General features: G+C 71.8%; 25 protein-coding genes. 17 read left to right on the top strand and 8 right to left on the bottom strand.

The annotated features are described in order from the left end of the window. Window positions 1–278: 278 nt before the first annotated feature. Window positions 279–2,438: a glycosyltransferase family 4 protein gene (locus tag AC07DI_RS16505; RefSeq protein WP_478904981.1), complete on the bottom strand. Its 2,160-nt coding sequence runs from the start codon at window positions 2,436–2,438 to the stop codon at window positions 279–281. A 477-nt stretch (window positions 2,439–2,915) separates the two neighbouring features. On the opposite strand from AC07DI_RS16505, the gene AC07DI_RS16500 reads away from it, so the two are divergent. The 3 genes from AC07DI_RS16500 (at window position 2,916) to AC07DI_RS16490 (ending at window position 5,895) form a co-directional block, all read left to right on the top strand. Continuing rightward, the gene (locus tag AC07DI_RS16500) at window positions 2,916–3,701 is read left to right on the top strand and encodes a putative protein N(5)-glutamine methyltransferase (RefSeq protein WP_384248245.1); all 786 of its coding nucleotides are present in this window, start codon (window positions 2,916–2,918) and stop codon (window positions 3,699–3,701) included. Between the two features lie 154 nt (window positions 3,702–3,855). Beyond that, window positions 3,856–4,845, top strand: a complete 990-nt coding sequence (locus AC07DI_RS16495) for a PI-PLC domain-containing protein (protein ID WP_478904980.1) — start codon at window positions 3,856–3,858, stop codon at window positions 4,843–4,845. A 105-nt stretch (window positions 4,846–4,950) separates the two neighbouring features. Continuing rightward, on the top strand, window positions 4,951–5,895 hold the full coding sequence (locus AC07DI_RS16490) for an aldo/keto reductase (RefSeq protein ID WP_478904979.1): 945 nt from the start codon (window positions 4,951–4,953) through the stop codon (window positions 5,893–5,895). 30 nt (window positions 5,896–5,925) lie between these two features. On the opposite strand, the gene AC07DI_RS16485 is transcribed toward AC07DI_RS16490, so the two are convergent. Then, complete coding sequence (locus AC07DI_RS16485; RefSeq protein WP_478904978.1) at window positions 5,926–6,558, bottom strand: winged helix-turn-helix transcriptional regulator; 633 nt, start codon at window positions 6,556–6,558, stop codon at window positions 5,926–5,928. 84 nt (window positions 6,559–6,642) lie between these two features. Between AC07DI_RS16485 and AC07DI_RS16480 the strand changes: the two genes are divergently transcribed. The 8 genes from AC07DI_RS16480 (at window position 6,643) to AC07DI_RS16445 (ending at window position 14,435) form a co-directional block, all read left to right on the top strand. Continuing rightward, window positions 6,643–7,854: a pyridoxal phosphate-dependent aminotransferase gene (locus AC07DI_RS16480; protein ID WP_478904977.1), complete on the top strand. Its 1,212-nt coding sequence runs from the start codon at window positions 6,643–6,645 to the stop codon at window positions 7,852–7,854. Between the two features lie 65 nt (window positions 7,855–7,919). Continuing rightward, window positions 7,920–8,501 (top strand): peptidase, encoded by a 582-nt coding sequence (locus AC07DI_RS16475; RefSeq protein WP_478904976.1) that lies wholly within the window; start codon window positions 7,920–7,922, stop codon window positions 8,499–8,501. Window positions 8,502–8,536: 35 nt separating this feature from the next. Further along, entirely contained in the window at window positions 8,537–9,763 is a 1,227-nt protein-coding gene (locus AC07DI_RS16470; protein WP_478905099.1) for an FAD binding domain-containing protein, read from the top strand. A gap of 149 nt (window positions 9,764–9,912) precedes the next feature. Beyond that, window positions 9,913–11,208, top strand: a complete 1,296-nt coding sequence (locus AC07DI_RS16465) for a VWA domain-containing protein (protein ID WP_478904975.1) — start codon at window positions 9,913–9,915, stop codon at window positions 11,206–11,208. Further along, a complete protein-coding gene (locus AC07DI_RS16460) occupies window positions 11,208–12,005 on the top strand; it encodes a hypothetical protein (RefSeq protein ID WP_478904974.1) in 798 nt (265 codons plus the stop codon). Before AC07DI_RS16465 ends, AC07DI_RS16460 begins: the two co-directional genes overlap by 1 nt. Before the next feature lie 125 nt (window positions 12,006–12,130). Beyond that, on the top strand, window positions 12,131–12,736 hold the full coding sequence (locus tag AC07DI_RS16455; RefSeq protein ID WP_384248257.1) for a histidine phosphatase family protein: 606 nt from the start codon (window positions 12,131–12,133) through the stop codon (window positions 12,734–12,736). A gap of 108 nt (window positions 12,737–12,844) precedes the next feature. After that, a complete protein-coding gene (locus AC07DI_RS16450) occupies window positions 12,845–13,750 on the top strand; it encodes a TIGR03619 family F420-dependent LLM class oxidoreductase (protein ID WP_478904973.1) in 906 nt (301 codons plus the stop codon). 55 nt (window positions 13,751–13,805) lie between these two features. Continuing rightward, complete coding sequence (locus tag AC07DI_RS16445) at window positions 13,806–14,435, top strand: hypothetical protein (protein WP_478904972.1); 630 nt, start codon at window positions 13,806–13,808, stop codon at window positions 14,433–14,435. A 139-nt stretch (window positions 14,436–14,574) separates the two neighbouring features. Here the strand turns inward: AC07DI_RS16445 and AC07DI_RS16440 are convergent, their stop codons facing one another. Further along, window positions 14,575–16,068 carry an MFS transporter gene (locus tag AC07DI_RS16440; RefSeq protein ID WP_478904971.1) on the bottom strand — a complete coding sequence of 498 codons (1,494 nt, stop codon included), beginning with the start codon at window positions 16,066–16,068 and terminating at the stop codon, window positions 14,575–14,577. A 279-nt stretch (window positions 16,069–16,347) separates the two neighbouring features. Between AC07DI_RS16440 and AC07DI_RS16435 the strand changes: the two genes are divergently transcribed. Then, window positions 16,348–17,169 carry an endonuclease I family protein gene (locus AC07DI_RS16435; protein WP_478904970.1) on the top strand — a complete coding sequence of 274 codons (822 nt, stop codon included), beginning with the start codon at window positions 16,348–16,350 and terminating at the stop codon, window positions 17,167–17,169. On the opposite strand, the gene AC07DI_RS16430 is transcribed toward AC07DI_RS16435, so the two are convergent. After that, the gene (locus AC07DI_RS16430; RefSeq protein ID WP_478904969.1) at window positions 17,139–18,095 is read right to left on the bottom strand and encodes an aldo/keto reductase; all 957 of its coding nucleotides are present in this window, start codon (window positions 18,093–18,095) and stop codon (window positions 17,139–17,141) included. The two genes, AC07DI_RS16435 and AC07DI_RS16430, sit on opposite strands and share 31 nt — an antisense overlap. A gap of 98 nt (window positions 18,096–18,193) precedes the next feature. Here AC07DI_RS16430 and AC07DI_RS16425 point away from each other — a divergent pair, with 98 nt between their 5' ends. Beyond that, entirely contained in the window at window positions 18,194–18,889 is a 696-nt protein-coding gene (locus AC07DI_RS16425) for a helix-turn-helix transcriptional regulator (RefSeq protein ID WP_478904968.1), read from the top strand. An 86-nt stretch (window positions 18,890–18,975) separates the two neighbouring features. Here the strand turns inward: AC07DI_RS16425 and AC07DI_RS16420 are convergent, their stop codons facing one another. Next, the gene (locus AC07DI_RS16420; RefSeq protein ID WP_384248267.1) at window positions 18,976–19,371 is read right to left on the bottom strand and encodes a winged helix-turn-helix transcriptional regulator; all 396 of its coding nucleotides are present in this window, start codon (window positions 19,369–19,371) and stop codon (window positions 18,976–18,978) included. 103 nt (window positions 19,372–19,474) lie between these two features. On the opposite strand from AC07DI_RS16420, the gene AC07DI_RS16415 reads away from it, so the two are divergent. After that, window positions 19,475–20,923: an MFS transporter gene (locus AC07DI_RS16415; RefSeq protein WP_478904967.1), complete on the top strand. Its 1,449-nt coding sequence runs from the start codon at window positions 19,475–19,477 to the stop codon at window positions 20,921–20,923. Between the two features lie 19 nt (window positions 20,924–20,942). On the opposite strand, the gene AC07DI_RS16410 is transcribed toward AC07DI_RS16415, so the two are convergent. The 3 genes from AC07DI_RS16410 to AC07DI_RS16400 all read right to left on the bottom strand — a co-directional run bounded on the left by AC07DI_RS16410 (window position 20,943) and on the right by AC07DI_RS16400 (window position 24,437). Further along, complete coding sequence (locus tag AC07DI_RS16410; RefSeq protein ID WP_478904966.1) at window positions 20,943–22,394, bottom strand: S41 family peptidase; 1,452 nt, start codon at window positions 22,392–22,394, stop codon at window positions 20,943–20,945. 158 nt (window positions 22,395–22,552) lie between these two features. After that, window positions 22,553–23,854, bottom strand: coding sequence for a phytase (locus tag AC07DI_RS16405; RefSeq protein WP_478904965.1), 1,302 nt, complete (start codon window positions 23,852–23,854; stop codon window positions 22,553–22,555). Between the two features lie 151 nt (window positions 23,855–24,005). After that, on the bottom strand, window positions 24,006–24,437 hold the full coding sequence (locus AC07DI_RS16400; RefSeq protein WP_478904964.1) for an ATP-binding protein: 432 nt from the start codon (window positions 24,435–24,437) through the stop codon (window positions 24,006–24,008). Window positions 24,438–24,593: 156 nt separating this feature from the next. Here AC07DI_RS16400 and AC07DI_RS16395 point away from each other — a divergent pair, with 156 nt between their 5' ends. From AC07DI_RS16395 to AC07DI_RS16385, 3 genes are read left to right on the top strand one after another with little or no spacing between them, the layout of a single operon-like run. Further along, window positions 24,594–25,427, top strand: coding sequence for a helix-turn-helix domain-containing protein (locus AC07DI_RS16395; protein WP_478904963.1), 834 nt, complete (start codon window positions 24,594–24,596; stop codon window positions 25,425–25,427). After that, the gene (locus tag AC07DI_RS16390) at window positions 25,424–25,681 is read left to right on the top strand and encodes a DUF397 domain-containing protein (RefSeq protein WP_478904962.1); all 258 of its coding nucleotides are present in this window, start codon (window positions 25,424–25,426) and stop codon (window positions 25,679–25,681) included. Before AC07DI_RS16395 ends, AC07DI_RS16390 begins: the two co-directional genes overlap by 4 nt. Beyond that, window positions 25,678–25,932, top strand: a complete 255-nt coding sequence (locus AC07DI_RS16385; RefSeq protein ID WP_478904961.1) for a DUF397 domain-containing protein — start codon at window positions 25,678–25,680, stop codon at window positions 25,930–25,932. The genes AC07DI_RS16390 and AC07DI_RS16385 overlap by 4 nt, the downstream gene beginning before the upstream one ends. Window positions 25,933–26,066 lie beyond the last annotated feature (134 nt).

Genomic DNA, 26,066 nt, shown 5'->3' with positions numbered 1-26,066 from the left:
GCACGGCCGCGGGCCGGCTCACCCTGACCGGTACGGTGCGCTTTCGGGCCTCCCTCGTCCAGGGACGGGCCTTCGGTCTGCTGCCGCTGTCCCTGTCCACCGCGGCGCTCCCGCCGCTGCCTGTGCCCTTCCTCGTACTGACGAACGTCACGATGCGCGGCCTGTGGGCGCGGGCCGGTCATGTGGACGCCGAACCGATGACGATCGGGGCGCCGGGGGCGTGCGGCGAAGTCGGCGAGGCGCGGGAAGCGGTAGCAGTGCGGTGGCAGTACCGGAGGTCAACGGGGCTGGTCCGGCTCCGGGTCGCGGTCGTGGTCCCGCAGGCTCAGCGCCAAGTCGTTGGTCACGGTGAAGAAGGGCTTGACGCGGGTTGTGCCGCGTTCGCTGTGCGGCAGGTGGACCGCCGGGACCACGTCCGTCTTCTTGCGGTCGACGATGTCGCCGCCGATGCGGCCGATGGTGATGGGCGGGCTGCTGTGCCCCAGGTGCAGGCGCAGATCCCACACGTCGTGTTCGCTGCCGCGGCGTGCGAGGGCCCTGAAGTACGGCATCGTGAAGGCGAAGTCGGTGGACCGCGCGGGGGCCGGGTCGACGGGGAGTGTGAAGTCGTGGGCCTCGCCCTGGCGGGAGACGGCGACCACGGTGGCCGTGTGCAGGGGGCGGGGGGTGCCCGCGGTGAAGAGGCGGGCGGTGACGGTGGCTTCGTCGTCGCCGACGGAGATGTCCGTGACTTCGGCGTGCGCGTCGCGCTGCCAGACGCGCAGGGCCAGGAAGCCGTCGGTGGTGGTGTAGGGGAGCCAGGCCGTGACGCTGCCGTCGACGAGGGCGGGGGCCCGGCCGACACCACGCGCCTGTTCCGCCAGGGCGCAGACGAGGCGTGCCCTGCCCGCCTCCGTGTCCCGGCTGACGAGGTAGCAGTCCCAACGGCCCTCCGCGAGCGGGTACTCGGCCGGGTCGAGCGTGAAGTGCGGGTCGGGAGCGCCGGGGGTGGTGGGCGTGGGCGGCAGCGGGACCCGGACGGTACGCCCCTTGGGGTCGCGGCGCAGGCGGGCCAGGAAGTCGAGGGGGCCGGGCGGCAGGGACGCCCCGTCGAGTCGGAAGCCGATGCCGCCTTCGGCGGTGGCCCTGACGTGGGCGACGGGCGGCGCGGGGGGTTGCGGCTCGGGTTCGAGAGCCGGGGCGGGCGCCGGTTGGGCGTGCGTGGCCGGGGTCGTCGGCAGCGTCGATCTGAGGCGGGTCCATAAGGAGCCGCGGCGTGCGGCCTTCGCCAGGCGTCGGCGGGAGGGGGTGGAGATCTGCTGGAACAGGGTCTCGTAGCGCCGGGCGACGGCGGACGGAGCGTAGTGCCCGGCCCGTTCGCGGGCCGCTGCCCCGAGGCGTACGCGAAGGGGCGCGTCGGCCATCAAGGAGTCGAGTGCCTCGGCGTATCCGTCGACGCCGTCGGCGAGCGGCACCAGGACGCCGTTGGTCCCGTCGATGATCTCCGAGGGGCCGTGCGGGCAGTCGGTGGAGATCACGGGGGCTCCGCAGTGCATGGCCTCGACGATGGTCATGCCGAACGACTCCATGTCGGAGGAGACGGCGGCGATGGCGCCCTTGGCCCACTCGGTCTCGATCGGGGAGACCGGGCCCATGAGGAACACCCGGTCGTACAGGCCAAGTTGGTCGATCCGGCGGCGCAGCCTCGGCCGCTCGGGGCCGCGCCCGTACAGCCGCAGCGTCCACTCCGGGTGGCGGTCGGCGACCTTCGCGAAGGCGTCGATCAGCCGGTCGTAGCGTTTGACGGCGGCGAGCCGTCCCGCGGCGATAATGACGCGTGAGCGGTGGTCGACGGGCTCGACCGCGGGCTCCGGGACGCTGTTGGGGATGCACAGGATGCGGGCCGGTACGTGCGGCAGGGCGCGGCGGTACTGTGCGGCGTCGGCCTCGGAGACCGTGACGAAGGCGTCAAGCCTCGCGACCGCCTCGTTCTGGTACCCGCGCAGGGCGGGGTTGTGGGCGTCCAGGCTCAGGTGTTCCTGGCCGATGCGCAGGTAGCGGTTGTGGCCGTCGCGGGCGAGGTAGCCGTTGAGGTCGGGCCGGGTGGCGATCACCACGTCGGCGTCGGTCCCGCTCAGCCACTGGCCGATGCGCTCGTCCTGGAACGCCGAGTAGGGCAGGCGCGCGGAGTTCGCCGCGGCGCCGGTGTCCGGGAACATCGTGCACGGCAGGCGGGTCAGCGGGTGGTCGCCCTCGTAGCCGGGGCCGTCCTTGCGCATGTCGATCAGCGTGGTCAGCCGTACCCGCTCATCCAGCGGGATTTCGGGCCTGTCGCCGACCTGGTGGACGCTCACGACCTCGACGTCGTGCCGGGCCGCCAGCGCACGGGAGAGGTTGGCGGTGGCGCGGATCGTCCCGCCGATGCCGTAGGCGTTGTTGATGAGAAACGCGATCTTCACTGTCCGCTCTCCTGCGTCGCCCTGGTCACGGGTCCACGCATACGCAATGCGAGGAAATAAATTTCTCGTCTTCGACGCGTGCCGGGGCCATTCAAATACACAGAGTGTTCACATGTCCACCATAAGATAGCGCGCTTATGTGGCTATCAGTGAGATTTCGGGACAGATGAGCGTGTCCAGATGTCCGTACTGTACCGATTCAGGTAAAGCAATCGTGAAGTTTCGGAATAGGCAGTTCCGGGTTGCCCCCAATCAATAACGAATGCGTCACGCCTTCTATTTACTCAACAACTTTGAATATATTCCGCTTCCGCGCGCTGCCCGGGATTCACTTTCGGAAAGCGGGGAGGGACCGCTCGAAGTCCGCTCGAAGTGTCACCGCCGCCATGGGTCCGGCCCGGTCGGGCCGACCCTGCCGACGAAGAAGGCCGCGGATAACCTGAGCTGTCTCACCGTGCCCTCAGCCGAAAGGCCTTCATGTCGGTTTCCTCGCTGGACCAGTCCGCCGCCGTCACCGCCCGGCTCCGCGCCGCGGGGTGCGTCTTCGCCGAGGACGAGGCACGGATGATCATGTCCGCGGCGCGCGGCCCCGCCGAACTCGACGCGATGGTCGAGCGCCGGGTCCGTGGCCTGCCGCTGGAACACGTGGTCGGTTACGCGGAGTTCTACGGGCTCCGCGTCGAGGTGGACGCCGAGGTGTTCGTGCCCCGGCGGCGTACCGAGGCGCTCGTTCAGCGGGCCGTCGCGCTCGCGCCGCCGCGGGCGGTCGTCGTGGATCTGTGCTGCGGCTCCGGCGCGCTCGGCGTGGCGCTCGCGGACCGTCTCGACGAGGTCGAGCTGTACGCGTCCGACGTGGACGCCGCCGCCGTCCGCTGCGCCCGGCGCAATGTCACGGCCGCGGGCGGCGAGGTGTACGAGGGCGACCTCTTCGACCCGCTGCCCACCGGACTGAAGGGCCGCGTCGACGTCCTGCTGTCCAACGTGCCGTACGTGCCCACGGTGGAGATCGAGTTGCTGCCCGCCGAGGCCCGCGAGTACGAGGCGCGCGTGGCGCTCGACGGCGGCGCGGACGGCCTGGACGTGCTGCGGCGCGTGGTCGCCGGTGCGGCCGAGTGGCTCGCGCCCGGCGGCGTCCTGCTGTTCGAGACCAGCGAGCGGCAGGCCGACGCGGCCGTCGCGGCCGTCACCGGCGCCGGGCTGCGGGCGCGGGTCGCCACCGACGACGAGCTCGACGCCACGGTGATCGTCGCGTCCCTCTCCTGACTGACCAGGGGCGTTTCACGTGGGACGGCGTGGGCAGGCGCGGTAGCTGAGCCGGGTCCCGCGATCAGGGGCCCGGCGCGTCTCCTCCCGCGGTGCCGCGCCCTCGCGCCGCCGCGCCCGGAGCGAGCGCACAGGAACGGATGGAGAGACAACCGTGATACATCGTGCCCGTACCCGCTCGACCGCTCGGGCCGCGACGCTGGCCACCGCGTGCGCTGCCCTGGTGATGGGGCTCGCCGGTCCCTCGGTGACGGCTACGGCCGCGTCCCGCGAGGACCCGCAGGGCAAGCGGCCCGTCTGGGCCATCGCGCACCGTGTCCTGACCGTCGGCGGTGTCGACAAGGCGCTCGACCACGGGGCCAACGCGCTGGAGATCGACGCCACCGCCTGGAAGAAGGGGTGGTGGGCCGATCACGACGGGACGCCCACCAGCGCCGGCGACACCGTGGCGGACATGTTCGACCGGATCGCGCGGCAGCGCGGGGCGGGCGCGAACATCGGGTTCGTCTGGCTCGACATCAAGAACCCCGACTACTGCGACAGCGGTGACGCGAAGTGGCGCCACTGCTCGGTCGCGGCCCTGCGCGACCTGGCCCGCGCCAAGCTGGAGAGCACCGGGGTACGGGTCCTGTACGGGTTCTACGGCACCGCGGGCGGGGCCGGCTGGAAGGATGTCAGCAGCGGCCTCACCGACCGCGAGGGTGTGGACATCAGCGGGGACGCCGCCGACGTGCGCGAGCAGTTCGGCGCGCACGGCGACGCCGTCGCGCACAACCAGCGCGTCATGGACAAGGGCCTGTTCGACCTCAACCTGCCGACCGTTCTCGGGAAGGTGACGGAACAGCTGCGTCTCGGGTCGCAGGCACGCGACCGCGGCGAACTCGCGCGCACCTTCGGCTGGACGACCGCGGCGGGCGACCGCGCGGCGACCGACCGCCTCCTGGACGCGTCGGGTGGCGACGCCGACGGGCTGATCTACGGCCACCGGGCCTCCTGCTATCCCGACGGCGTCCCGGGCACCGGCGGATGCGGCAAGGACGAGTCGTCCGCGAAGCAGGCCGTCGGCCACATCAAGGAGTTCGTACGGGCCCACGACGGCACCCGGCGGATGGCCACCACGCGCGACGTGCCCTTCGGAAAGTGATCCTCTCCGGAGAGTGACCCTCTCCGAAACTGATCGTCTGCGGAAACTGATCGTCCGGCGCGGGGTCTGCGCGACGATGGCCGGGTCCACCACGGAGGGAGAGACATGACTGCGCAGCACGAACCGCCCGCAGGGCAGCCGCTGTACGGGTGCATGGGGCTCGGCGGCACCTGGGACTCCGCACCGTACACCGCGTCGGACATCGCGCACGCGGAGGCCGCCGTCGAGGCCGCGCTGGCCATCGGCATCACGGCGTTCGACCACGCCGACATCTACCGGCGCGGCAAGGCCGAGGCGGTCTTCGGCGAACTGCTCGCCAGGGCGCCCGAGCTGCGGAGCCGCATCGTCCTGCAGACCAAGTGCGGCATCCGGCAGGCCGAGGGCGGCCTGCCCGGCATGTACGACCTGCGCGGGCCGAGCATCGTCCGGCGCGTCGAGGAGAGCCTCACCCGGCTGCGTACCGACGTGATCGACGTACTCCTCCTGCACCGGCCCGATCCGCTGACAGGCCCTGAGGAGATCGCGGCGGCGCTCACCTCCCTGCACCGGCAGGGCCTGGTGCGCCGCTTCGGCGTGTCGAACATGAGCGCCGCGCAGATGGGCCGGCTCCAGGCCCACCTCGAACTGCCCCTGTTCGCCAACCAGTTGGAGATGGGCCTGGGGAGCCGGGACTGGGTCGAGGCGGGGGTGCTCCTCAACACGCCCGCCGCGAACGAGAACGGCTTCCCGCACGGGACCCTGGAGTACTGCCAGGCCCACGACGTCCAGGTGCAGGCCTGGGGCCCCCTGGCCCAGGGCCGCTTCACCGGCCCTCTCGACTCACCGGCCGCGCGGCTCGTCGCCGACCTCGCCGAGCGCAAGCGGACGACGCCGGAGACGATCCTGCTGTGGTGGCTCCAGCGCCATCCGGCCCGTATCGCCCCGGTCATCGGCAGCAGCAGGCCCGAGCGCATCCTGGCGTGCCGCGACGCGGTCACCCGCGAGCCCGAGCTCACCCACGAGGAGTGGTACGAGCTGTGGGTCACCGCCCGCGGCGTGCCACTGCCGTGACAGGCGCCCCGCTCCGGGGCGCCTGGCCCGTCACGTCTCGCGCAGCGCCTTCGCGAGGACCGAGTCGCCGGTGAGCTCGATCCGGCCCTCCCGCACTCCCTGCCCGACGGTGAGTTCGCCGCGGCTCACCGCCAGGCAGGTGGCGGCGTCCAGGGCGAGGCCCGCGTCACAACCGTCCGGCGCGGGCCCGTCCCCGTAGCTCCGCGCGCCGCCCGCCAGCCGTACGTGGAAGCCGCCCTCGGGCAGCCGTACCTCCACCACACCCTCCGCCCCGGCTTCCCCGAGACGCCGCAGCAGCGGCAGCGCGAACCAGTGCGCCCGCACCGCGTCCGTGGGCGCGCGCTCCTCAAGGCCGGGCGCGCCCCAGGCGGCGAGGGCTTCGAGGACGGGCAGCAACTCCCGTCCCCTGTCGGTGAGTTCGTAGACGTACGCCGCCGAGGGAGGAGGCAGCCTGCGGCGGGTCGCCAGGCCCCGCTGCTCCAGGTCCTTCAGGCGCGAGGCGAGCACGTCCGTGCTGACGCCCGGCAGGTCGGCGTGGAGGTCGGTGTAGCGACGGGGGCCGACCAGCAGTTCCCTGACGATCAGCAGGGTCCAGCGGTCGCCCACGGCGTCGAGCGCCCGGGCGGCTGCGCAGTACTGGTCGTAGCTTCGGCGAGGTGGCATGCGGCATAGTCTATGCAAGTTGTTGGACTTTCCAAGCGGTGACTTGGTAAAACCAAGCAACACACGTCATGGGAGGCGCACCGCATGGAGTTCCGGCAATCGAGCAAGCTCAGCGAGGTCTGTTACGAGATCCGGGGCCCCGTCATCGAGCACGCGAACGCCCTGGAGGAGGCGGGCCACAGCGTCCTGCGCCTCAACACCGGCAACCCCGCGCTCTTCGGTTTCGAGGCGCCCGAGGAGATCGTCCAGGACATGATCCGGATGCTCCCGAACGCGCACGGCTACACGGACTCGCGCGGCGTCCTCTCCGCCCGCCGCGCCGTCGCCCAGCGCTACCAGGCGCTCGGCCTCGACGAGGTCTCCGTGGACGACGTGTTCCTCGGCAACGGCGTCTCCGAACTGGTCACCATGGCCGTGCAGGCCCTCCTGGAGGACGGCGACGAAGTCCTCATCCCGGCCCCCGACTTCCCGCTGTGGACCGCCGTCACGACCCTCTCCGGAGGCAAGGCCGTCCACTACGTGTGCGACGAGTCCGCGGACTGGTACCCCGATCTCGACGACATGGCCTCGAAGATCACCGACCGTACCAAGGCCGTCGTCATCATCAACCCCAACAACCCGACGGGCGCGGTCTATCCGAAGGAGACCCTGGAGGGCATCCTCGACCTGGCGCGCCGGCACGGCCTGATGGTCTTCGCCGACGAGATCTACGACCGGATCCTGTACGACGACGCGGTGCACCACAGCGTCGCCGCGCTCGCCCCGGACCTCGTGGTCCTCACCTTCTGCGGGCTGTCCAAGACGTACCGCGTGGCGGGGTTCCGGTCGGGCTGGCTGGTCGTCACCGGCCCGCGGCAGCACGCGAAGAACTACCTGGAGGGGCTGACGATGCTCGCCTCCATGCGGCTGTGCCCGAACGCCCCCGCGCAGTACGCCATCCAGGCCGCGCTCGGCGGTCGCCAGTCGATCCACGAACTGACCGCGCCCGGCGGCCGGTTGCACGAGCAGCGCGACCGCGCCTGGGAGAAGCTGAACGAGATCCCCGGCGTCTCCTGCGTGAAGCCGAAGGGCGCCCTGTACGCGTTCCCGCGCCTGGACCCGAAGGTCCACCCCATCCACGACGACGAGAAGTTCGTCCTCGACCTCCTCCTCCAGGAGAAGATCCAGGTCGTCCAGGGCACCGGCTTCAACTGGCCCCGCCCCGACCACTTCCGCGTCCTGACCCTCCCCCACGCGGACGACCTGGACGCGGCGATCAGCCGCATCGGCCGCTTCCTCAGCGGCTATCGTCAGTAGCCCCAGCCCAGCCTCCAGTGACACCGGCCCCCGGGAGCGTCGTGCCGCCCTGCACCACCTGTGCCGTGCCCGTCCACACGCAGTTCGCCTCGCCCGAACTGGTCGGACCCATCGTGTACGACGGGTTCGACCGCGCCGCGGACCCGGCGTGGCCCACCTCGGGCGCGGCGACCGTCGAGGACTACGCGCGCTGGTGCGGCCATCTGTGCGGACTGACCTGCTTCCGGATGGCGCTCGGCGCGTCCGCCCCGTCCCTCTTCGCCCTGCGCGACGGCGCCCTCAAGTACGGGGCGTACACCGAGGAGGGCGGGGTGATCAAGGGCATGATCTACGCCCCGTTCGCCGAGTACGCCCGCGCGGAGTTCGGCCTGCGCGCCGAGGTCCACCGGCACCTGACCGTGGCGGAGATCGGCGCGCTCCTCGACGAGGGGCGGCGGGTCGTCACCTCCGTCCACTTCGAGATCCGCCGCCCGCACCGGCCCGCGCCGGGCCGGGGCGGTCATCTGGTCCTGCTCACCCGCCGTACACCCGAAGGGCTGCTGCACTTCCACAACCCCTCCGGCATCGACGCGCGCACCCGCACCGCCGAGATGTCCGCCGACGAGTTCGAGCCGTTCTTCGCCGGGCGCGGGGTCTCGCTCGGCTGACAGGCGGTCATCGGGGCTGCCAGGATGGCGCCATGATGCGTGGGGGCAGGGTCGCCGTCGTGGGCGGCAGCATCGCCGGGTGCGCCGCGGCACTGGCCGCGCACCGCGGCGGCGCGGACGAGATCACGGTGTACGAGCGCGCCGCGGACGGCCTGGCGGACCGCGGTGTCGGGCTCGCCATGCACGACTCCCGTTACGCGGAGCTCGAATCGGCGGGGTACGTGGACGCGGGCATGCCGTGGGTGCAGCTCGTGCGGCGGCGCTGGTACGTGCGGGACGAGGCGTCCGTGTCCCCGCTGGGCCGCGAGATCGCCGTCCTGCCGTTCCCCTTCCGCACGTACAACTGGGGCCCGTTGTGGCGGGAGTTGCGCCGCCGCATCCCGTCGGACGTCGACTTCCACGCGGGCGCCACGGTGCGGGAGGTGCGTCCCGGCGACAGGGGCGTCGAGGTGGCGACCGACGCGGGGAGCACGCACCACGACCTCGTCATCGGTGCCGACGGCTACCGTTCGGCGATCCGCGCGGCCCGCTTCGGCGACGTACGTCCGGCGTACGCGGGCTATCTCGCCTGGCGCGGCGCGTTCCCCGAGGCCCGTCTCGACGATCCGGAGCGGTGGGCCGACGAAGACTGTGTGTACGCCGTCTTCCCCGGCGGGCACCTCATCGTCTACCGCATCCCGGACGGCGCGGGCGGCCACCGCGTCAACTGGGTCCTGTACACCGCCCCACCCCCGGACCTCGACCTCGGGCTCGGCCTCGACCTGCGGCTCACCGGCCCCACGAGCCTGCCGCCCGGCGGCCTCACCGAGGCGCTCGCCGCGCATCTCGCGTACGTCGCCGACGCGCTGCTGCCGCCCTACTGGGGCACGCTGGTGCGGGAGACCGCGCCCGCCGAGCTCTTCCTCCAGCCCATGTACGACTTCGCCGCGCCGCGCTGCACCGCAGGGCGTGTCCTGCTGGTCGGCGACGCGGCGGCGGTGGCCCGGCCGCACACCGGCGCGGGCGCGGTCAAGGCGCTGCAGGACGCCACGGTCCTGGAGTCCGCCCTCACCGCCGCGGACGACTGGGCGGACGCCCTGGCCGCGTACGACGCCGACCGCACCACCTCCGGCCGATCGATGGTGGACCTCGGGCGGCGCCTGGGCGGCGCGCTCGTCCAGGCGACCCCGGACTGGCGGGCCATGGACCAGGCGGCGATGGAGTCGTGGTGGAAGCGGGCGGACGGGTCGGGGGCGTTCGGGGGCCGGGAGCTGAAGCGCTGACCCACTCCGTGCGGATGGGCGTGACGCGTGGTCAGGCGGTGGTGTGACGCGTGCTCACGTCATGGCGTGACGCGTGGTCAGGCCATGGCTCTGCGTGCCGTTCCGGCCTCGTTTTGGGGATGCGCGCCCGAGATCAATAGTATCCGGCGATGATCACAAGACAACGGCCGGCGGCCTGGGTCATCGCCCTGCTCGCCGCCCTGACCGCGGGGCTCGTCACGGCCGGCCCCGCCGCGGCCGATGACGACGAACCGGCACCGCCCAACCCCAAGGTCGAGCTGGTCCTCGACGTCAGCGGCTCCATGCGGGCCCGCGACATCGACGGCAAGTCCCGGATGGCCGCCGCGAAGCAGGCCTTCAACGAGGTCCTCGACGCGACCCCGGACGACGTCGCGCTCGGCATCCGCACGCTTGGCGCCAACTACCACGGCGACGACCGGAAGACGGGCTGCAAGGACACCGAGCTGCTCTACCCCGTGGAGCAACTCGACAAGGCGGGCCGCACCGACGCGAAGACCGCCGTGGCGACGCTCGCGCCGACCGGCTGGACCCCGATCGGCCCGACGCTCCTCAAGGCCGCCGACGACCTGACGAAGGGCGACGACGCCGAGCGCAGCCGCCGCATCGTGCTGATCTCCGACGGCGAGGACACCTGCCAGCCGCTCGACCCGTGCGTGGTCGCCCGCGACATCTCCGCCAAGGGCATCCACCTCACCATCGACACCCTCGGCCTGGTGCCCGACGCGAAGACCCGCGACCAGCTGAGCTGCATCGCGGAGGCCACCGGCGGAACGTACACGTCGGTCCGCCACACCGATGAACTCTCCGGGCGCGTGAAGCAGTTGGTGGACCGCGCGGCCGATCCGGTCGTCACGCCCGTCGAGGCGAAGGGCGCCGCGCAGTGCACCGACGCCCCCGAGCTGAAGTCGGGCCTCTACACCGACCGCGAGAAGTTCGGCGAGCACCGCTGGTACCGCGTGAACGTCCCGGCGGGCAAGGAGCTGCGCGCCTCCGTGAGCGTGTCCGCGGACCGCGCCGTCAACCAGGACTACGGCGTGCTGCTGCGCGCCGAGACGCCGCAGGGCCGCGAGCTGGTGCGCGGCCAGGAGTCCGGCGACGGGCGCACCGACGTGATCTCGACCGGCCTGCGCCATCCGACGCCGGAGGCGGACGACGATGACGACGAGAACACCGCCGCCGAGACCGTCTGTCTGCGCGTCAGCAACTCGTTCTCCGCGCCCGCTTCCGTGAAGACGACGCCGGGCCTGCCGGTCGAACTCGCCGTCGACCTGGTCGACTCGCCCGACGAGGCGTCGGACGTCGCCTTCTTCGGGCTCGGCCACGGCTGGTGGCTGCTCGGCCTGCTCGTCCTCGTCGGCTTCCTCGCCGGTCTGGTCTGGGGCTGGATCTCACGCTGGCGCTTCGCGGTCTGGAGGACCAACTGATGCGTACGACACGTGTGACGGGGCGCTTCGCCGCCGTGGCCGGTGCCGCCCTGCTGGCCCTCTCCTGCGCCGCGGGGGTCGCGACGGCCGACGACGACGAACCCGCCGAGAAGGTCACGGAGGCGGGCACGTCCTTCCGTACCGCGACCGCGCTCCGCATCGACCAGGAGGCCTCGGCACAGGCCTCCACGGGCGACTACCTCTACTGGGCGTTCCCCGTGGACACCGGGCAGCGCGCCACCGTGCACGCGACGGTGAAGCTCCCCGACGCCGCGGCCCGGCACGCCGCGTCGACCTGGCGGGTCGACGTGTACGACGGGCTGCGGCGCCGCCAGGCCTGCCGGCTCGGCACGCCCGCGAAGACGGCCGCGCAGGACGCCGCGTCGGTGTCGCTCTCCTGCACGCTGCGTACCGTCAGGGCCTGGTCGGAGCAGTGGGCCAACGACCCGCTGCCGGGCACCTACTACCTGCGGCTCACGGTCGGCGACCTCAAGGCCGACGACCTGGGCCTTCCGGTGCGGGCCGAGGCGAAGGTCACCACGACCGACGCGGGCGGCGCGCAGGCGGTGGACGGCTCGCTCGGTGAGCCGCTGGTGCCGGGCGCGGGATCGGACGACGCGGGCAAGCGGCAGGCCGCGGCCGCCGTTGAGCCCGAGGACGGCTGGTCGGGCGGCTGGTGGTCCTCGCGCTGGCTGTGGACGGCGGCCGGCGGCGTCCTCGCGGCGCTCGCTGGCGTCGGCGGCTACGCCCTGACGCGCGGCTCCGGGCGTCCGGCGCGGGTGCCGCAGGGCAGGTAGCAGGGCAGGTCGGGGGACCCGCTTGCCGGGTCCCGCCGGGCGCGTGGTCCCCGGGGCGTGGCAGGCTCGGTGGTGGCGGTGCCGGACGGTTCCGCCACCACCGGAAGAACAGGAACGGCGCGACCATGGGTGATCTGCTCCTCGTCCGGCACGGCGAGACGGAGTGGTCCCTTTCGGGGCAGCACACCAGCTGGACGGACATCCCCCTCACGGACAACGGCAGGGAGCAGGCCCGCTCGCTCGCCCCGCTCATCGGCAGGTTCCGGATCGGGGCGGCGTTCACCAGTCCCCGCCTTCGCTCGCGGGAGACCGCGGAGCTGGCCGGCTTCGCGCACGCCCGGGTCGACCCGGATCTGAGCGAGTGGGACTACGGCGCGTACGAGGGCGTCACGACCGTCGAGATCCACCGCACCCGTCCCGACTGGTACCTCTTCACGGACGGCGTCGCCCCCGGCCCGCCGGAGCATCCCGGCGAGAGCCCGGAGCAGGTGGGCGAGCGCGCCGACCGCATGCTGGCCAAGGTCGACGCGGCGCTCGCCGACAACGAGGGCAGTGTCGTCCTCTTCGCCCACAGCCACTTCCTGCGCGTCCTCGCGGCCCGCCGCCTCGGCCTGCCCGCGTCGGGCGGCTCGATGTTCCTGCTCGCCACCGGCACGGTGAGCCGGCTGAGCACGGAGCACCGGCGGCATGTGGTGGCGAGCTGGAACCTGCGGCCGCAGCTGGTGAAGTGAACTGAGAGCGGCGGGGTTCCGCTTCCCGCGGGCCCCGCCGTATCCGACAGCCGCGATTCGACAGCCGCGCATTCGACAGCCTCGCCGATGATCATCAAGACTGCGCTCATGCGATACGGCGTGAACCTCCTCAACTTCGGCTCCGGCACCACCCCCGACTCCCTCCTGCGCCAGGCGGCCGACGCCCACGACCTCGGCCTCGAATTCGCGATGATCTCCGACCACATCGCGGTGACGCCCGACGTCCACGAGGTCTATCCGGCGCCGTTCTACGACCAGTTCGTGCTCGCCGCGTACCTCGCGGGCCGCGTACCGGGGCTGCGGCTCGGCACGACCATCACCGTCATCCCGTACCGGCACCCCCTGCAGACCGCGCGCATGGCCGCGAACATCGACCGGCTGAACGACGCGGGGTTCATCCTCGGCGCCGGGGTGGGCTGGTCCGCCGCGGAGTACGAGGTGCTCGGCGTCCCCTTCCGGGAGCGCGGCGCGATCACCGACGAGTACCTCGCGGCGATCCGGGCCGCGTGGAGCGAGGACCCGACGTCCTTCGACGGCACGTACGTCTCGTACGCCGGTGTCCGCACCGCCCCCGCCCCCGCGACCCGTCCCCGCCTGCCCGTCTGGGTCGGCGGCAACTCCCCCGCCGCGCAGCGCCGTGCGGCGCGCCTCGGTGAGGGCTGGCACCCGTTCATGCCGAGCCGGGAGCTGCTGCGTACGGCGCTTCCGCGCATGACGGCCGTGGCGGAGGCGGCGGGCCGTCCCGTGCCGGACCTGGTGCCGCGTCTGCAGATCCGGCTCGGGCAGCAGCAGGACACTCCGGAGCGTCCGCTCGGTCACGGCAGCGTGGACCAGATCCGGGGCGACCTGGAGACGCTGGCGGGTCTCGGCGCCACGGATGTCCTGCTTGACACGTACCCCGGGAGCCCCGGGGAGCGGGGGGACGCGGACGACGACCGGCGGGTCCTCGAACTCGTGATGTCAGTGGCACAGTGCACCATCACCAGTAGTTGACGGGACGAGTCGTCGGACAGGTCGACGGAACCGGCACCGGGGAAGGGAGCGTGCGATGAAGCCTCCGACAGCCGCGCAGCTACGGGTCATCGAGGCGGCGGACCCGGAGACCGGGCGCCTGACCGGCACCGAGAGCCAGCTCGCGGGCCTGGTGCGGGCACGCCTGGCCTTCCGCCATCCCCGGCCCCCGCACGCCTGCTTCCTGACGCCGGCCGGTCATCGCGTACGGGAGGAGGGCACCGCGCCCGCGCCCGTGGAGCCGCCGCGCCCGGCGTCCGACGGCGCCTTCGCCGCGCGCACCGGCACGGAGACGGAGCCGCCCGCCGCCGAGGGCCCCGCCCGCGCGCGGGAGGTGCGCAGCGCCTGGGAGGGCCTGGTAGAACTGCGCCGCATGACGAACCACGACGGCGCGCGGGACCGCCCCTGCGCCTGGGAGCGGTCGCATCTGGTGCAGGCGGCGGCGCTGGCCCTCGAAGCGGCGGGCTGCCGCCCGGCGGGCCCCGGCGGCGAGGGCTACCGGGTCACGGAGACACCGCAGCCGGAGGCCGTCGCCGTGCGGGACCCGACGCCGGAGGGGCTGCGCGGGTGCGTGGCCGCGCTGGAGCGGGCGGGCTGGCAGACCGGCGAACACGCCGAGCCGCGCAGGGGCGGTCGGTACGTTCTCGCATCGCCGCGCAGGAAGTGACGGGCGGCGCCGCCGTGGTGGAGGGAACGTAGGTTCGGGCCCGCGAGCCGCGCGCCGGTCGAAGGGCCTCGCGCCCCGCGCAGGTGCCCGAGCGCCCGGTCCCGCGCCGCGCCCCAGCCGCAAGATCACCTTGTCCCCGTCACCCTCCGGCCTCCGCCTCCGCCCCAGCCCCCGCTCCCGCGGCCGTGCGGCGCATGATCAGCCAGCACATGCACAGGACCGCCGCCACCAGCACCACGTCGATCAGCGCTGATGCCGTCATGGCGCGTGCGTAGTCCTGGGCGTCCGGTGCCCCGCCGAGCATGACGAAGAATGTGGCGCCGACCACCGCGACGCCCGCGGAACTCGCGAACTGCTGTGTGGTGGTGAGCACTCCGGAGGCTGCCCCCGCCTTCTCCGGCCGCACCTGGACGAGCGCGGCGCCGATCAGCGCGGGCAGCACGAGCCCGTTTCCCGCCCCGACCAGGCAGAGGCAGAGACAGAGGCAGGGCACGACCCAGGGGGCCTCGACGGACGGGCCGGACCCGTGGAGCAGCAGGGTCAGCGAGAGCAGTCCGCACGCCGTTGTCGCGCTGCCGACGAGGAGGATCCGCATCCCGTACCGGCCGATGAGCCTTCTGCCCAGCAGTGAGCTTGCGCCGAAGAGGATCCCCATGGGTGCGAAGACCAGTCCGGCGGCGAGCGGGCGGAGGCCGAGTCCGGACTGGAGCAGCAGCGTCAGGGTGAACATGAAGCTGCCGAAGTAGAGCTGGAAGGCGATTCCGGCGACCATCCCGGAGCTGAAGGAGCGGCTGCGGAACAGGGTGAGATCGAGGACGGGGCTGCCCGAGCGGCGGGTCAGGGCGCGTTCCCAGAGCAGCGTGCCGACCGTCACCGGCACGGCCGCCGCCATGCAGATCCAGGACCAGACCGGCCATCCCGAGGTCCTGCCCAGCGTGAGCGGCAGCAGGACGAGTACGAGTGCGAGGCAGACCCCGACGGCGCCCACCGGGTCGAGACCGGCGTTCCTGCCGGGAACCGGGGCGGGCAGGTAGCGGGCCGCAAGCACCGCGGCGACCGCGCAGACCGGCACGTTGATCAGGAAGATCAGCCGCCAGCCCGGCACGGACAGCCGCGGTTCGAGGAGCGCGCCGCCGAGTACCTGCCCGGCGATGGAGCCCAGACCGCTCGCCATGCCGTAGCCGGCGAGGGCCCGGGGCTTGGACGCCGCCGGAAAGTGGGCGGTGATCACGGCGAGCACCTGCGGAACCATCAGCGCCCCCGCGGCGCCCTGCAGGAGCCGCGCCGCCACGAGCTGCCCCGCGGTGGCCGTGACGCCGCACAGCAGGGAGGCGACGCCGAACGCGGCCATACCGATGACGAAGAGACGGCGGTGTCCGTAGATGTCACCGAGCCGCCCGCCCGTGATCATCCCGCTGGCGAAGGCGAACGCGTAGCCGCCAACGACGAGTTCGAGCATTCCCGCACCGGCGTGGAGGTCGCGTGCCAGTGAGGGCGCGGCCACGTTGACGACGAAGAAGTCGAACTGAACGATGAACATCGCCGACAGCAGCACGCCGAGCATCAGCCCGCTGCCGGGCGGCGCCGACGACCTGCCGCCTCGTCCGGTGGCAGAGGGGGCGTCAAGCAACATGGCTCCTCGGGGCGGAGGGAACTGGCGTCAGGGCGCGGCGACCAGGCAGCACGCAGCGTGCAGCACGCTAAGCCGATTCGATGGCCCACGCAACCAACTTCCACCCGACTGTGTACATGACATCGTCACCCAACCACCCCACACCGTTCACACGGCCGTACGCGCATCCGTGCGACTCTCCCGATGGTTGATTAGTCAACTCGCGTAGACCGCCCGCCGAATGGCCCCGAGCCCGGCGGACGGCACCCGCGAGGCCTCCGGGAAAGGACACACCCCCACATGCCCCTCCCGCGTGTACACCGCTGGAAACCACTGGCCCTGACCGCCGCCGCGGTGCTCGCCGGCATCACCCTGCCGGCCACCGCGACGGCCACGCCCTCCCCCACACCGGCGGCCGTCGGCGCCCACGCCACGTACGACGACACGTACTACAAGGACGCGCTCGGCAAGACGGGCCCCGAGCTCAAGGCCGCGCTGCACACGATCATCAGCGAGCAGACCAAACTCTCGTACGACCAGGTCTGGGACGCTCTCAAGACCACCGACGAGGACCCCGCCAACCGCTCGAACGTGATCCTGCTCTACAGCGGCACCTCTCGGAGCAAGAGCGCGAGCGGCGGTGACCAGGGCGACTGGAACCGCGAGCACGTCTGGGCCAAGTCGCACGGCGACTTCGGCACGGCGACGGGGCCCGGCACCGACGTCCACCACCTGCGCCCCGAGGATGTCACGGTCAACAGCATCCGCGGCAACAAGGACTTCGACAACGGCGGCAGCGCGGTCGAAGGAGCCCCCGGCAGCCTCACCGACGGCGACTCCTTCGAGCCGCGTGACGCCGTCAAGGGCGATGTGGCCCGGATGATCCTCTACATGGCCGTGCGGTACGACGGCGAGAACGGCTTCCCCGACCTGGAGCCCAACGACAAGGTGGACAACGGCAGCGCGCCCGCCATCGGCCGCCTCTCGGTCCTGAAGCAGTGGAGCGACGACGACCCGCCGGACGCGTTCGAGAAGAACCGGAACCAGGTCATCTTCGACAGGTTCCAGCACAACCGGAACCCGTTCATCGATCACCCGGAGTGGGTGGAAGCGGTCTGGTAGGAGAGTGCGGTGAGCTCGGCGAGGTCGTCGGCGCCGAGCCGCAGCCCGGCCGCCGCCACGTTCTCCTCCAGGTGGTCCGGCGACGACGTTCCCGGGATCACCAGCATCGCCGGGGAGATGCCGAGCAGCCAGGCCAGCGAGATCTGGGCCGGCGTGACCCCGTGCCGGTCGGCGACGCGTCGGAGCACCTGAAGATCGGGGGCCCCGACGCCGCCGAACGGGAAGTACGGGACGTACGCGATGTCCCGCCGCTCGCACAGGCCGACCAGTTCGTCGTGCTCGCGCGTCAGCGGGCTGAACCTGTTCTGCACGGCGGCCACCGGCGCGATCTCCTGGGCCTCGGCGAGCTGTTCCGGCGTGGCGCTGCTGACGCCGAGGTGGCGGATGAGCCCCTCATCGCGCAGCGCCGCCAGCGTGGCGAAGCGGTCCCCGCCGGGGCCGTCGCTCCGCAGGAACCGGAGGTAGACCAGGTCGAGGTGGTCGCGGCCCAGCTCGCGCAGGTTGCGGTGCACGGCCGCGCGCAGCTCCGCCGGGTCCGCCGGGTCCGTCCAGCTGCCGTCGGGAAGGCGCCCGGGGCCCACCTTCGTGGCGATGACGAGGTCGTCGGAGTAGGGGTGCAGGGCCTTGCGGATCAGGTCGTTGGCCGCGATGTCCTCGAAGAAGTAGAAGGCCGCGGTGTCGATGTGGTTCACGCCGAGCTCGACGGCGCGGCGCAGCACGGCGATGCTCCGCTCCGGGTCGTGGGCGGGCCCGTCCCACTGGGGCGCGGGCAGCCGCATCGCGCCGAAGCCCATGCGGTGGACGGGGAGGTCGCCGCCGATACGGAAACCCCCGGCGGACGCGGCCGGAAGGGGGTTGGTGCCCGCACTCGTATTGGTACTGGTGCTGGCACTCGTACTGCTGCTGGTGCTGTTCGTCGTCGCCATGGGGCAGATCCTCCGGCGTAGGCGTTTCACAAGCGAACGCATGGCCACTTGCTGCCAGCGTTGACCGCTTCCGCCGGGCACCGCAGACTGTCGCCACCATGGCGAGCACATCGAATGACGATCAGATCGTGTCCCTGCGGGGCGAGCGGGAACTGGTACGCCGAGCGGGCTCCCTGTTCACCGGGGCCCGCGAGGAGTTCCTGTGCGCGGCGGCGGACCTGGTGACCTTCTCCGCCGGGGTGAACGCCGCGTTCGCCGGCGGCAGGCGGCCACCGCTCACCCCCGGCGGCCTGGCGATGCGCAAGCTGTACACGCCGCGGGCGCTCGCCGACCAGGGGTCCGAGGAGCGGCTGCTGAGGATCGCCGAGTCGGGCGCGCAGGTACGCATCTCGGCGGCGCCGCTGGCCCACGAGGCGATTGTCATCGACCGGCGCGTCGCGATCCTGGCCGGCGCCCCGGTCCGGGGCGTGCGGACCTTCACGGTGATCCGGTCCCAGGTCGCGGTCGAGGGAGTCAGGGCACTCGTGTACGCCGCGTGGGAAACGGCCACCGACCTCGCGGAGTTCCGCCGCACGCGGCCCCCGGCGCTGGACGACGAGGCGCGCCGGGTCCTGCGGGCGCTGGGCGCCGGCCACACGGACGAGGTGGCGGCACGCGAGCTGGGCATGTCCCTGCGCACGTACCGCAGGCGCGTGGCCGACCTGATGACGACACTGGGCGCGACGTCGCGCTTCCAGGCGGGTTTGCGGGCGCGGGAGCTGGCGTTCGATGGGCAGACGGGCACGGGCGGCTGAGCGGAACGCTCGCGCCGCCGCGGCGCCGAGTGCGTCGGACCTCACCCGGAGAGCACCCGGCGCGACTCCGCCCACGAACGCCCGCTCTACGACTCCACCAGCTCCCGTCTCTCGTCGTACGCCGCCCGGGATTCCGCGATCGTCACCCGGTGCCGCTCCGCCCAGCCGGTGAGCTGCAGCAGTGTGCCGTGCAGTTCGAGGGCGACGGGTGTCAGTTCGTACTCGACCTTCGGCGGGACCGTGGGGTGCACGGTCCGTACGAGGAGGCCGTCGCGCTCCAGGTTGCGCAGGGTCAGGGTCAGCATGCGGCGGCTGATGCCCTCGATGGCGCGCTCCAGTTCCGTGAAGCGGATGGGGCCGTGGGCCGCCGCGATGAGGATCGGCACGCTCCATTTGCCGACCACCCTGTCAAGAACCTCGCGGACCGGGCACGCCTGCGCGTTCACCACCTGGGCGGTAACACGCGTGTTCCCCTGGGACATCAAAGTGCCTCCTTCTGCCGGCCCACCCGGTCACCCACGATGAGCCCCGTTACAAGTCGTGCACCTTTGCAGGTCAAGGGTGCCAAGTGCGGAGGTCGTCACCATGTCCCAGGTCCTGTCCGAGGTCAACACCCCGGCGCCGGCCGCGCCGTCGTCCCGTCGGCGCGCGTCCCCCTGGGCGTCGCTCGCCGTGCTGTCGTCCGGCGCCCTGATGACCATCATCGACGGCAACATCGTCACGGTGGCGATGCCCGCCGTCCAGGCCGACCTGGGCTTCACGGCCGCCGGGCTCGCCTGGGTCGTCAACGCCTACCTCATCGCCTTCGGCGGGCTGCTGCTGCTCGCCGGGCGGCTCGGGGATCTGGTCGGACGCAAGCGGATGTTCGTGTCGGGGCTCGCCGTCTTCACGACCGCGTCCGTGCTGTGCGGCGTCGCCACCGATCAGGGGATGCTGATCGCGGCCCGCGCGCTGCAAGGTGTCGGCGGCGCGATGACGTCGGCGGTCGTGCTCGGCATGCTCGTCGCGCTCTTTCCCGAGCCGCGCGAACAGGCCGGAGCCATCGCGGTGTTCAGCGCGGTCGGGGCGGCGGGCGGCGCGATCGGCACGTTCCTCGGCGGGGCGCTGACCGAGACCCTGAACTGGCACTGGATCTTCCTCATCAACCTGCCCATCGGCGTCGTCGCGCTGATCGCGGCGGTGCGCGTACTGGAGGGTGACCGCGGGACCGGTCTCGGCGGCGGCGCGGACTACCTCGGCGCCGCGCTCATCACCGGCGCGCTCATGCTCACCGTCTACACCATCGTCACCGCCGCCGAGCACGGCACGGTCGCGACGGCCGCACTCGCCGTCGGCGCCCTCCTCCTCCACGCCGCCTTCGCCGCCCGGCAGGCCCGCGCCGCCCGGCCCCTCCTCCGGCTGCGCCTCTTCCGCTCACGCGTCCTGACGGGCGCCAACGCCGTGCAGATGCTGATGATCGCCGGGATGTACGGCTTCCAGTACATCGGCGCGCTCTACCTCCAACGCGTCCTGGGCCTTGGTGAGTTGATGACCGGCGTGGCCTTCCTGCCCGCGCCCGTCGTGATCGGCGTCCTGATGCTGACCCTCTCGGCCCGGCTCATCGGCCGCTACGGCGCGTACCGCACGCTCCTCGTCGGCCTCGCCCTGATCACCCTCGGCCTCGCCCTCCTCGGCCGCCTGCCCGCCGACGGTTCGTACGCCGTCGACGTCCTGCCCGCGATGCTGCTGCTCGGCGCGGGGTTCGCGGCGGCGCTGCCCGCCGTGACGGGGCTCGCGATGGGCGGCGCGTCCGAGGAGGACGCGGGTCTGGCCTCCGGCCTCTTCAACACCACGCAGGTGGTGGGCGGTTCACTGGGCCTCGCGATCCTGACGACCCTGGCGGCGGGCCGCACCGAGTCCCTGACCGGCCGGGGCACGGAAACGCTCGCCGCCACGGCCGACGGCTACCGGCTCGCCTTCTGGGTGGCCGCGGCCATCGCGGCAGTGGGCTTGGTCCTCGCGGCGGCGATCCTGCGGCCGGGCAGCAGCAAGTGAACCCGGGCCGGGCCGCCGCTCAGGGCTGGTGAGGCTGGTGCTGGTGTCGAAGAACCGCGACCGCCTTGTCGAACGCCGAGTCGCGGTTCTTCTCGAACTCCTCCTTGGTGAAGACCGGCGTACGCAGGTGGGGCGGGATACCCGCGCCGTCGAAGGTCCGGCCCGTGCGGGTCAGGAATTCCTCGTTCGGGAGCCAGGCCTCCATGCCGTTCGGGAGCTTGCGGGTCATGACGTCCGAGAAGACGCCCTGCGTGGGCTCCCCGATGCGGACCGTCGTGCCGGGGCGGTCCAGCAGGGCCTGGGTGAAGGTCTCCCCCGCGCTGACCGTCGAGCCGCCGGTCAGCAGGGCGACCGGGCCCGTGTAGCGGGGAGTGTTCTCGGCGGGCCGTACGGGGACGGGCCGCGGGCGCGTGTACTGGGTGCGCTTGCGGTAGGCGACGTACGCCTTGTCGGTCAGGCGCCCGGCGATGTGCAGGCCGAGCGCGTCGGAACCGCCGCCGTTGACTCGCAGGTCGATCATCAGACCGGCGAGGGAGGTGGTGCGTTCGGGGGTGAGGACGGCGTCCAGGGCCTTGTCGAGTCCGGCGAGCTGGGCGGCGTACGCGGGGTCCTTCGCGTCGTACCCGGCGAAACCGGAGATGCGGAGGTATCCCAGCTTGCCGGAGCCGGAGCCGGAACCTGAGCCGGAGGCGGCGCCGTGACCGGACGCGGACCCGGAGGCGGGCAGGTCCGCGTAGCTGATGCGGCCATTGGCGAACTCCTGCGGCTTCTCGCCCTTGAGGTCGCGCCGCACCACGTACTTCTTGACCTTGGTGTCCAGCTTCTCGCTGGGCGCGGTCGTCCCCGGGCGGACCCGGTAGAACCTGCGCTCGCCGTCGAAAACGGCGACATGCGCGTCGTACAGCGGCTCCACCATCTCGCTGAACACGGCGAAGAGTTCGCGCCTCGTCGTGTCGGCGTGCACCCTGGGCCGGTAGGTGGCGCGCACGGCATGCCAGTCGATTCCCTTGGCGGCGAAGAACGGGTAGTTCTCCTCGAAGGACTGCCAGAAGACGTCGAACGCCGTCACCGGGTCCTTGGGCCTTGGCCGGTCGCGGTCGCAGGTCGCGGGGAGCGCCTGGACGCGCCGCAGCTGCCGGTCGCCCGCCGACCCGGACACGTGCAGCGACATGCGCGAAGACCCGGTCGGCCGGACGGTGAGGACCGTCTTGTCGGCACCGCGGTACGTGCCCGGCCCCGTCCGCTTCGCGGAGTCGCCCTTCATGCAGCTGATCCGTGTCGTCTGGTACTCCCGCAGCCGTCCGCCCTCGATCGTCAGGACGGCACCGTAGCCCGCCACGCGCCAGACGCCGTCGACGGACGCCGGTGCCCGCCCCGTCGACCGCTGGGCCGCCGCGGCGGGCGCCAGCACCCCGCCCGTGATGGCCAGCGCCACGGCCACCGTCGCGGCTTTGGAGCTCCTGTGTCGCACTGTCTTCCCTTCCCCGTACGCGCCTTGCGCCAGGGAATCGACGATCCCCGACCGGCCCGCCAGGGGCCATGCGGCAGGCCGGAAGATCAACAGGGGGGTTATCCCGACCAACGCTCGCAACCGTCAGCCGTCAGCCGACGACCGACAGCCGACGACCGTCAGTCGTCCAAGGCCGTCATGACCTTCCCGAGGTCGACGAACTTGAAGTTCGTGGACGGGCGGTCACCCTCTCCGGGAGCGTCATGCCCGTCCTGGACGACCAGCAGGCCGTGCGGGTACTTCGGCCCCAGCGGCTCGTTCAGCGCGGCTGCGCCGTCGCACTCCTCGGAGCCGTCGAGCGCGCCACCCGCGGGCGTGACGCGGAAACCGCCCTCGTACTCGTTGTGGTCGCTCAGTTCGCGGTCGTACGCGGCGAAGGTGTTGTCGCCCTGGCTGGAGGCGAGGAGGTAGCCGTCCCCGTCTGCTTCGTTGACGAGGGTGAGGCCCTCGACGTCGGCCGTGATCCGCTTGCCGCCGTACCCGGGGTCGGCGCCGGGCTCGCACTCCTCGGTCTCCTCGTCATAGACGCCGGGAACGCCGTACTCCCGTACCTTGTCGACGAGTTCGGGCTTGCCGGTCAGGTCGGCACGCAGGCGCCAGATGCCGACGTCCTCCTGCCCCGCGTAGAGCGTGCCGTTGGACGGGTCGACGACCATGCCCTCGACCTGCGGCAGTTCGCCGGGCTCGGCGCACGGCGTCCACGAGGTGCCGTTGGGCAGCCTGAACGACGACGGCAGGTCCAGCGTGCGGACCTTGCGGTACGTGACCTTGCCGCCCGCGGCCGGGAGGAGTTCGAGGAGCGCGACGCTGGAGCGCTCGCGTTGGCTGACCAGGGCGTACGAGCGGCCGCTCGACTTGTCCTGCCAGGTCGCGAGGCCGTACGCGGTGCGCTGCTCGTTGATCTCTGCCTGGTCGGCGGAGAAGACGGGCGGGACCGCCGGGTCCGTGACGTCGGTGAGCGGGCCGCCGGTGCGCTCGCGGTCGATGCGGTAGAAGCGCAGTCGGTCGTTGCCCCGGTCGCTGGTGACGGCGAGGTCGGCGCGGCCGGACGACAGCTTGAGGCCGTCCACCAGGTCGACGTTGTTGAAGCGGCCCGGCGCGTCGTCGGGCCCCTTCGCGGGCGGGGCGGCGACGGACTGGACGGGGCGGGCGTCCAGGTCGTAGGCCCTCAGCCCGCCCTCCTTGGCGGTGGCGATCACCAGGCTGCGCGCCGGGTCGGCGGTGTTGCGCCAGATCGCCGGGTCGTCGGCGTCGGCGTTGCCGCCCGCGTCGTCATCGTGCAGGACGGGAGTCTCGGCCCGCGGGGATATCCCCGGCAGCGGGTCGGCGGCGCCGGCCGTGGCGGAGGTCGCCGCGAGGACGGTGGTCAGTGCGAGCACGACCGAACCGATCGTTCGACGGGTCGGACAGTGTCTGGTCACGCGATGTCTCCTCGTTCCGGGAACGGATGGATCTTGCGTGAGACTGGGGCCCGACGGTGTCCGCGTGGCGTACGCAGCACGTCGGGTAACACCCCGCTCGAATGCACACAGGGTGAACTCCGGTTGTGATCCGGCGGGTTGAGGGCGGCGCTCATCGCTCCACGGGAAGCTCCGCCCACACCGTCTTGCCGACCTCGCGCCCGGCCACGCCCCACTCGGCGGCGAGCGCGGCGACGATCACGAGCCCCCGCCCCGACTCCCCTTCGAGACCCGGGGATTTGCGCGCGACGTGGGAGCCGACGTCCGAGCGCGCGTCGGCGACCTCGATACGCAGCGTGTCGGTACGCAGCGTCAGGCCGAGCTCGAAGTCGCGGCCCGGTACGCGGCCGTGGGTCACGGCGTTCGCCGCGAACTCGGCGACGATCGCCTCGGCGGCGTCGGAGAGCTCGGTGTCGTACGCGATTCCCCAGCCGTCCAGGTGATACCTGGTCAGCCTCCTCGCGAGGCGGGCACCCCGGGGCGTGGCACTGAAGCGTTGCGCGAAGGTACGGGGTGCGGCGGCGGGGCGCGCTTGCGTCGACATGGCGGCAACGGTGGCCGTACGCGGCCGGGGACACCAGGCACGAAACTCGTACGCTGCGTAAGTGTACGAGTGCGAAGGGTGGACAGTACGGGTAACCGAACGTGACCATGGGCGCGTTGGCGCAGACCGATAGCCGAGCGTCAGGGGATACCCGTGATGTCGTCAAGTACGACGGGCAGCAATGAGCCCGAACCGACCGATGGGCTCAAGGCCTTCGGCGCGGTCCTGAAGAGCTTCCGCAAACGCGCCGGGTACACGCAGGAGTCCCTGGCGCCCGAGATCGGCTACTCGGCCCATTTCATCGCCTCCGTCGAACAGGGCCGCCGCTTTCCGCCGCCGCGCTTCGTCGACCAGTGCGAGGTGGCGCTGGACGCGTTCGGGACGCTGCGGCTGGCGGCGAATCAGCTGTCGCGACAGCGGGGTCTGGCGTCCTGGTTCCGCCAGTGGGCGCAGTTGGAGCAGGAGGCGGTGGCGCTCTCCACGTACGAGTGCCGGTTGATTCCGGGCTTGTTGCAGACCAGGGCCTATGCGCGGACGCTCTTCGTCAATCAGCTTCCGCCGCTGGGCGACGACCAGATCGAGGCGCAGCTGGAGGCGCGTATCGAGCGCCAACAACTCCTCACGGAGCGGCCGAACACGGCGTACAGCTTCATCCTTGAGGAACACTTGTTCCTGCGCGGCATGGGCGGGCATGAAGTCACCATGGAACTCATCGACCATGTTCTCGGGCTTGCCGAGCGCCGGAACATCGAAGTTCAAGTCATGCCGGTGGTACGGACGAACCATGCGGGGATGGGCGGCCCGATGCAGTTGCTGGAAACACCGGAGAACCGTTGGTTCGCTTACGCCGAGGGGCAACGGAGCGGTCAGTTGATCTCCCAACCCAAGGAGATCAGCGTTCTCCAGATGCGGTATGCCAGGATGCGCGCACAGGCTCTCACGTTCGAGGACTCGGTGAGCCTGCTGGAGCGGATGCGAGGAGCGGCATGAGCACCCCCGAACTGGCCTGGTACAAGAGCAGCTACAGCAGCGGCGGCGACGGAGACTGTCTCGAAGTCGCACTCAGCTGGCGCAAGTCCAGCTACTCCAGCAGCGGGGACGGTGACTGCGTAGAGATCGCGTCCTGCCCCACTACCCTCCACGTACGCGACTCCAAGAACCCCGACGGCCCCCAACTCGCCCTGGCACCCCGCGCCTGGACGCAGTTCGTGGCACAGCTGGAGCGAACCCCGGGAGCGCCATGAACACCCCGAAACGGGCCTGGTTCAAGAGCAGCTACAGCAGCGGCAGCTCTGGCGACTGTCTCGAAGTCGCACTCAGCTGGCGCAAGTCCAGCTACAGCAGCGGGGACGGAGACGACTGCGTAGAGATCGCGTCCTGCCCCAGCGTCATCCACATCCGCGACTCCAAGCGCCCCGAAGGACCGCGGCTCGCTCTGGGCTCCCGCGCCTGGACGGAGTTCGTGGCGCACACCGGCGCCGATACACACTCGTAGGCTCACCAGAATTTGGACTTTGGAGCCAAAGTTTGATGATTCGGGCCATTAAAGGCATTTGATCAACCTTTGGAGTATGCAGCGCGTCGTACTTCCCTACGTTGGGACTGTCAGGCGGAGTATCTCTCCGCCTG

Source organism: Streptomyces sp. NPDC044106, assembly GCF_056433985.1.
The sequence above is the reverse complement of the archived record's forward strand: the minus strand, read 5'-3'. Positions and strand labels throughout refer to the sequence as shown.

Coding starts and splice junctions, on each gene's coding strand:
- AC07DI_RS16435 (WP_478904970.1), top strand. CDS start 16,348: ATGCCCCTCCCGCGTGTACACCGCTGGAAACCACTGGCCCTGACCGCC.
- AC07DI_RS16430 (WP_478904969.1), bottom strand. CDS start 18,095: ATGGCGACGACGAACAGCACCAGCAGCAGTACGAGTGCCAGCACCAGT.
- AC07DI_RS16460 (WP_478904974.1), top strand. CDS start 11,208: ATGCGTACGACACGTGTGACGGGGCGCTTCGCCGCCGTGGCCGGTGCC.
- AC07DI_RS16500 (WP_384248245.1), top strand. CDS start 2,916: ATGTCGGTTTCCTCGCTGGACCAGTCCGCCGCCGTCACCGCCCGGCTC.
- AC07DI_RS16395 (WP_478904963.1), top strand. CDS start 24,594: ATGTCGTCAAGTACGACGGGCAGCAATGAGCCCGAACCGACCGATGGG.
- AC07DI_RS16420 (WP_384248267.1), bottom strand. CDS start 19,371: ATGTCCCAGGGGAACACGCGTGTTACCGCCCAGGTGGTGAACGCGCAG.
- AC07DI_RS16455 (WP_384248257.1), top strand. CDS start 12,131: ATGGGTGATCTGCTCCTCGTCCGGCACGGCGAGACGGAGTGGTCCCTT.
- AC07DI_RS16445 (WP_478904972.1), top strand. CDS start 13,806: ATGAAGCCTCCGACAGCCGCGCAGCTACGGGTCATCGAGGCGGCGGAC.
- AC07DI_RS16390 (WP_478904962.1), top strand. CDS start 25,424: ATGAGCACCCCCGAACTGGCCTGGTACAAGAGCAGCTACAGCAGCGGC.
- AC07DI_RS16490 (WP_478904979.1), top strand. CDS start 4,951: ATGACTGCGCAGCACGAACCGCCCGCAGGGCAGCCGCTGTACGGGTGC.
- AC07DI_RS16465 (WP_478904975.1), top strand. CDS start 9,913: ATGATCACAAGACAACGGCCGGCGGCCTGGGTCATCGCCCTGCTCGCC.
- AC07DI_RS16470 (WP_478905099.1), top strand. CDS start 8,537: ATGCGTGGGGGCAGGGTCGCCGTCGTGGGCGGCAGCATCGCCGGGTGC.
- AC07DI_RS16450 (WP_478904973.1), top strand. CDS start 12,845: ATGCGATACGGCGTGAACCTCCTCAACTTCGGCTCCGGCACCACCCCC.
- AC07DI_RS16440 (WP_478904971.1), bottom strand. CDS start 16,068: ATGTTGCTTGACGCCCCCTCTGCCACCGGACGAGGCGGCAGGTCGTCG.
- AC07DI_RS16485 (WP_478904978.1), bottom strand. CDS start 6,558: ATGCCACCTCGCCGAAGCTACGACCAGTACTGCGCAGCCGCCCGGGCG.
- AC07DI_RS16400 (WP_478904964.1), bottom strand. CDS start 24,437: ATGTCGACGCAAGCGCGCCCCGCCGCCGCACCCCGTACCTTCGCGCAA.
- AC07DI_RS16425 (WP_478904968.1), top strand. CDS start 18,194: ATGGCGAGCACATCGAATGACGATCAGATCGTGTCCCTGCGGGGCGAG.
- AC07DI_RS16385 (WP_478904961.1), top strand. CDS start 25,678: ATGAACACCCCGAAACGGGCCTGGTTCAAGAGCAGCTACAGCAGCGGC.
- AC07DI_RS16480 (WP_478904977.1), top strand. CDS start 6,643: ATGGAGTTCCGGCAATCGAGCAAGCTCAGCGAGGTCTGTTACGAGATC.
- AC07DI_RS16415 (WP_478904967.1), top strand. CDS start 19,475: ATGTCCCAGGTCCTGTCCGAGGTCAACACCCCGGCGCCGGCCGCGCCG.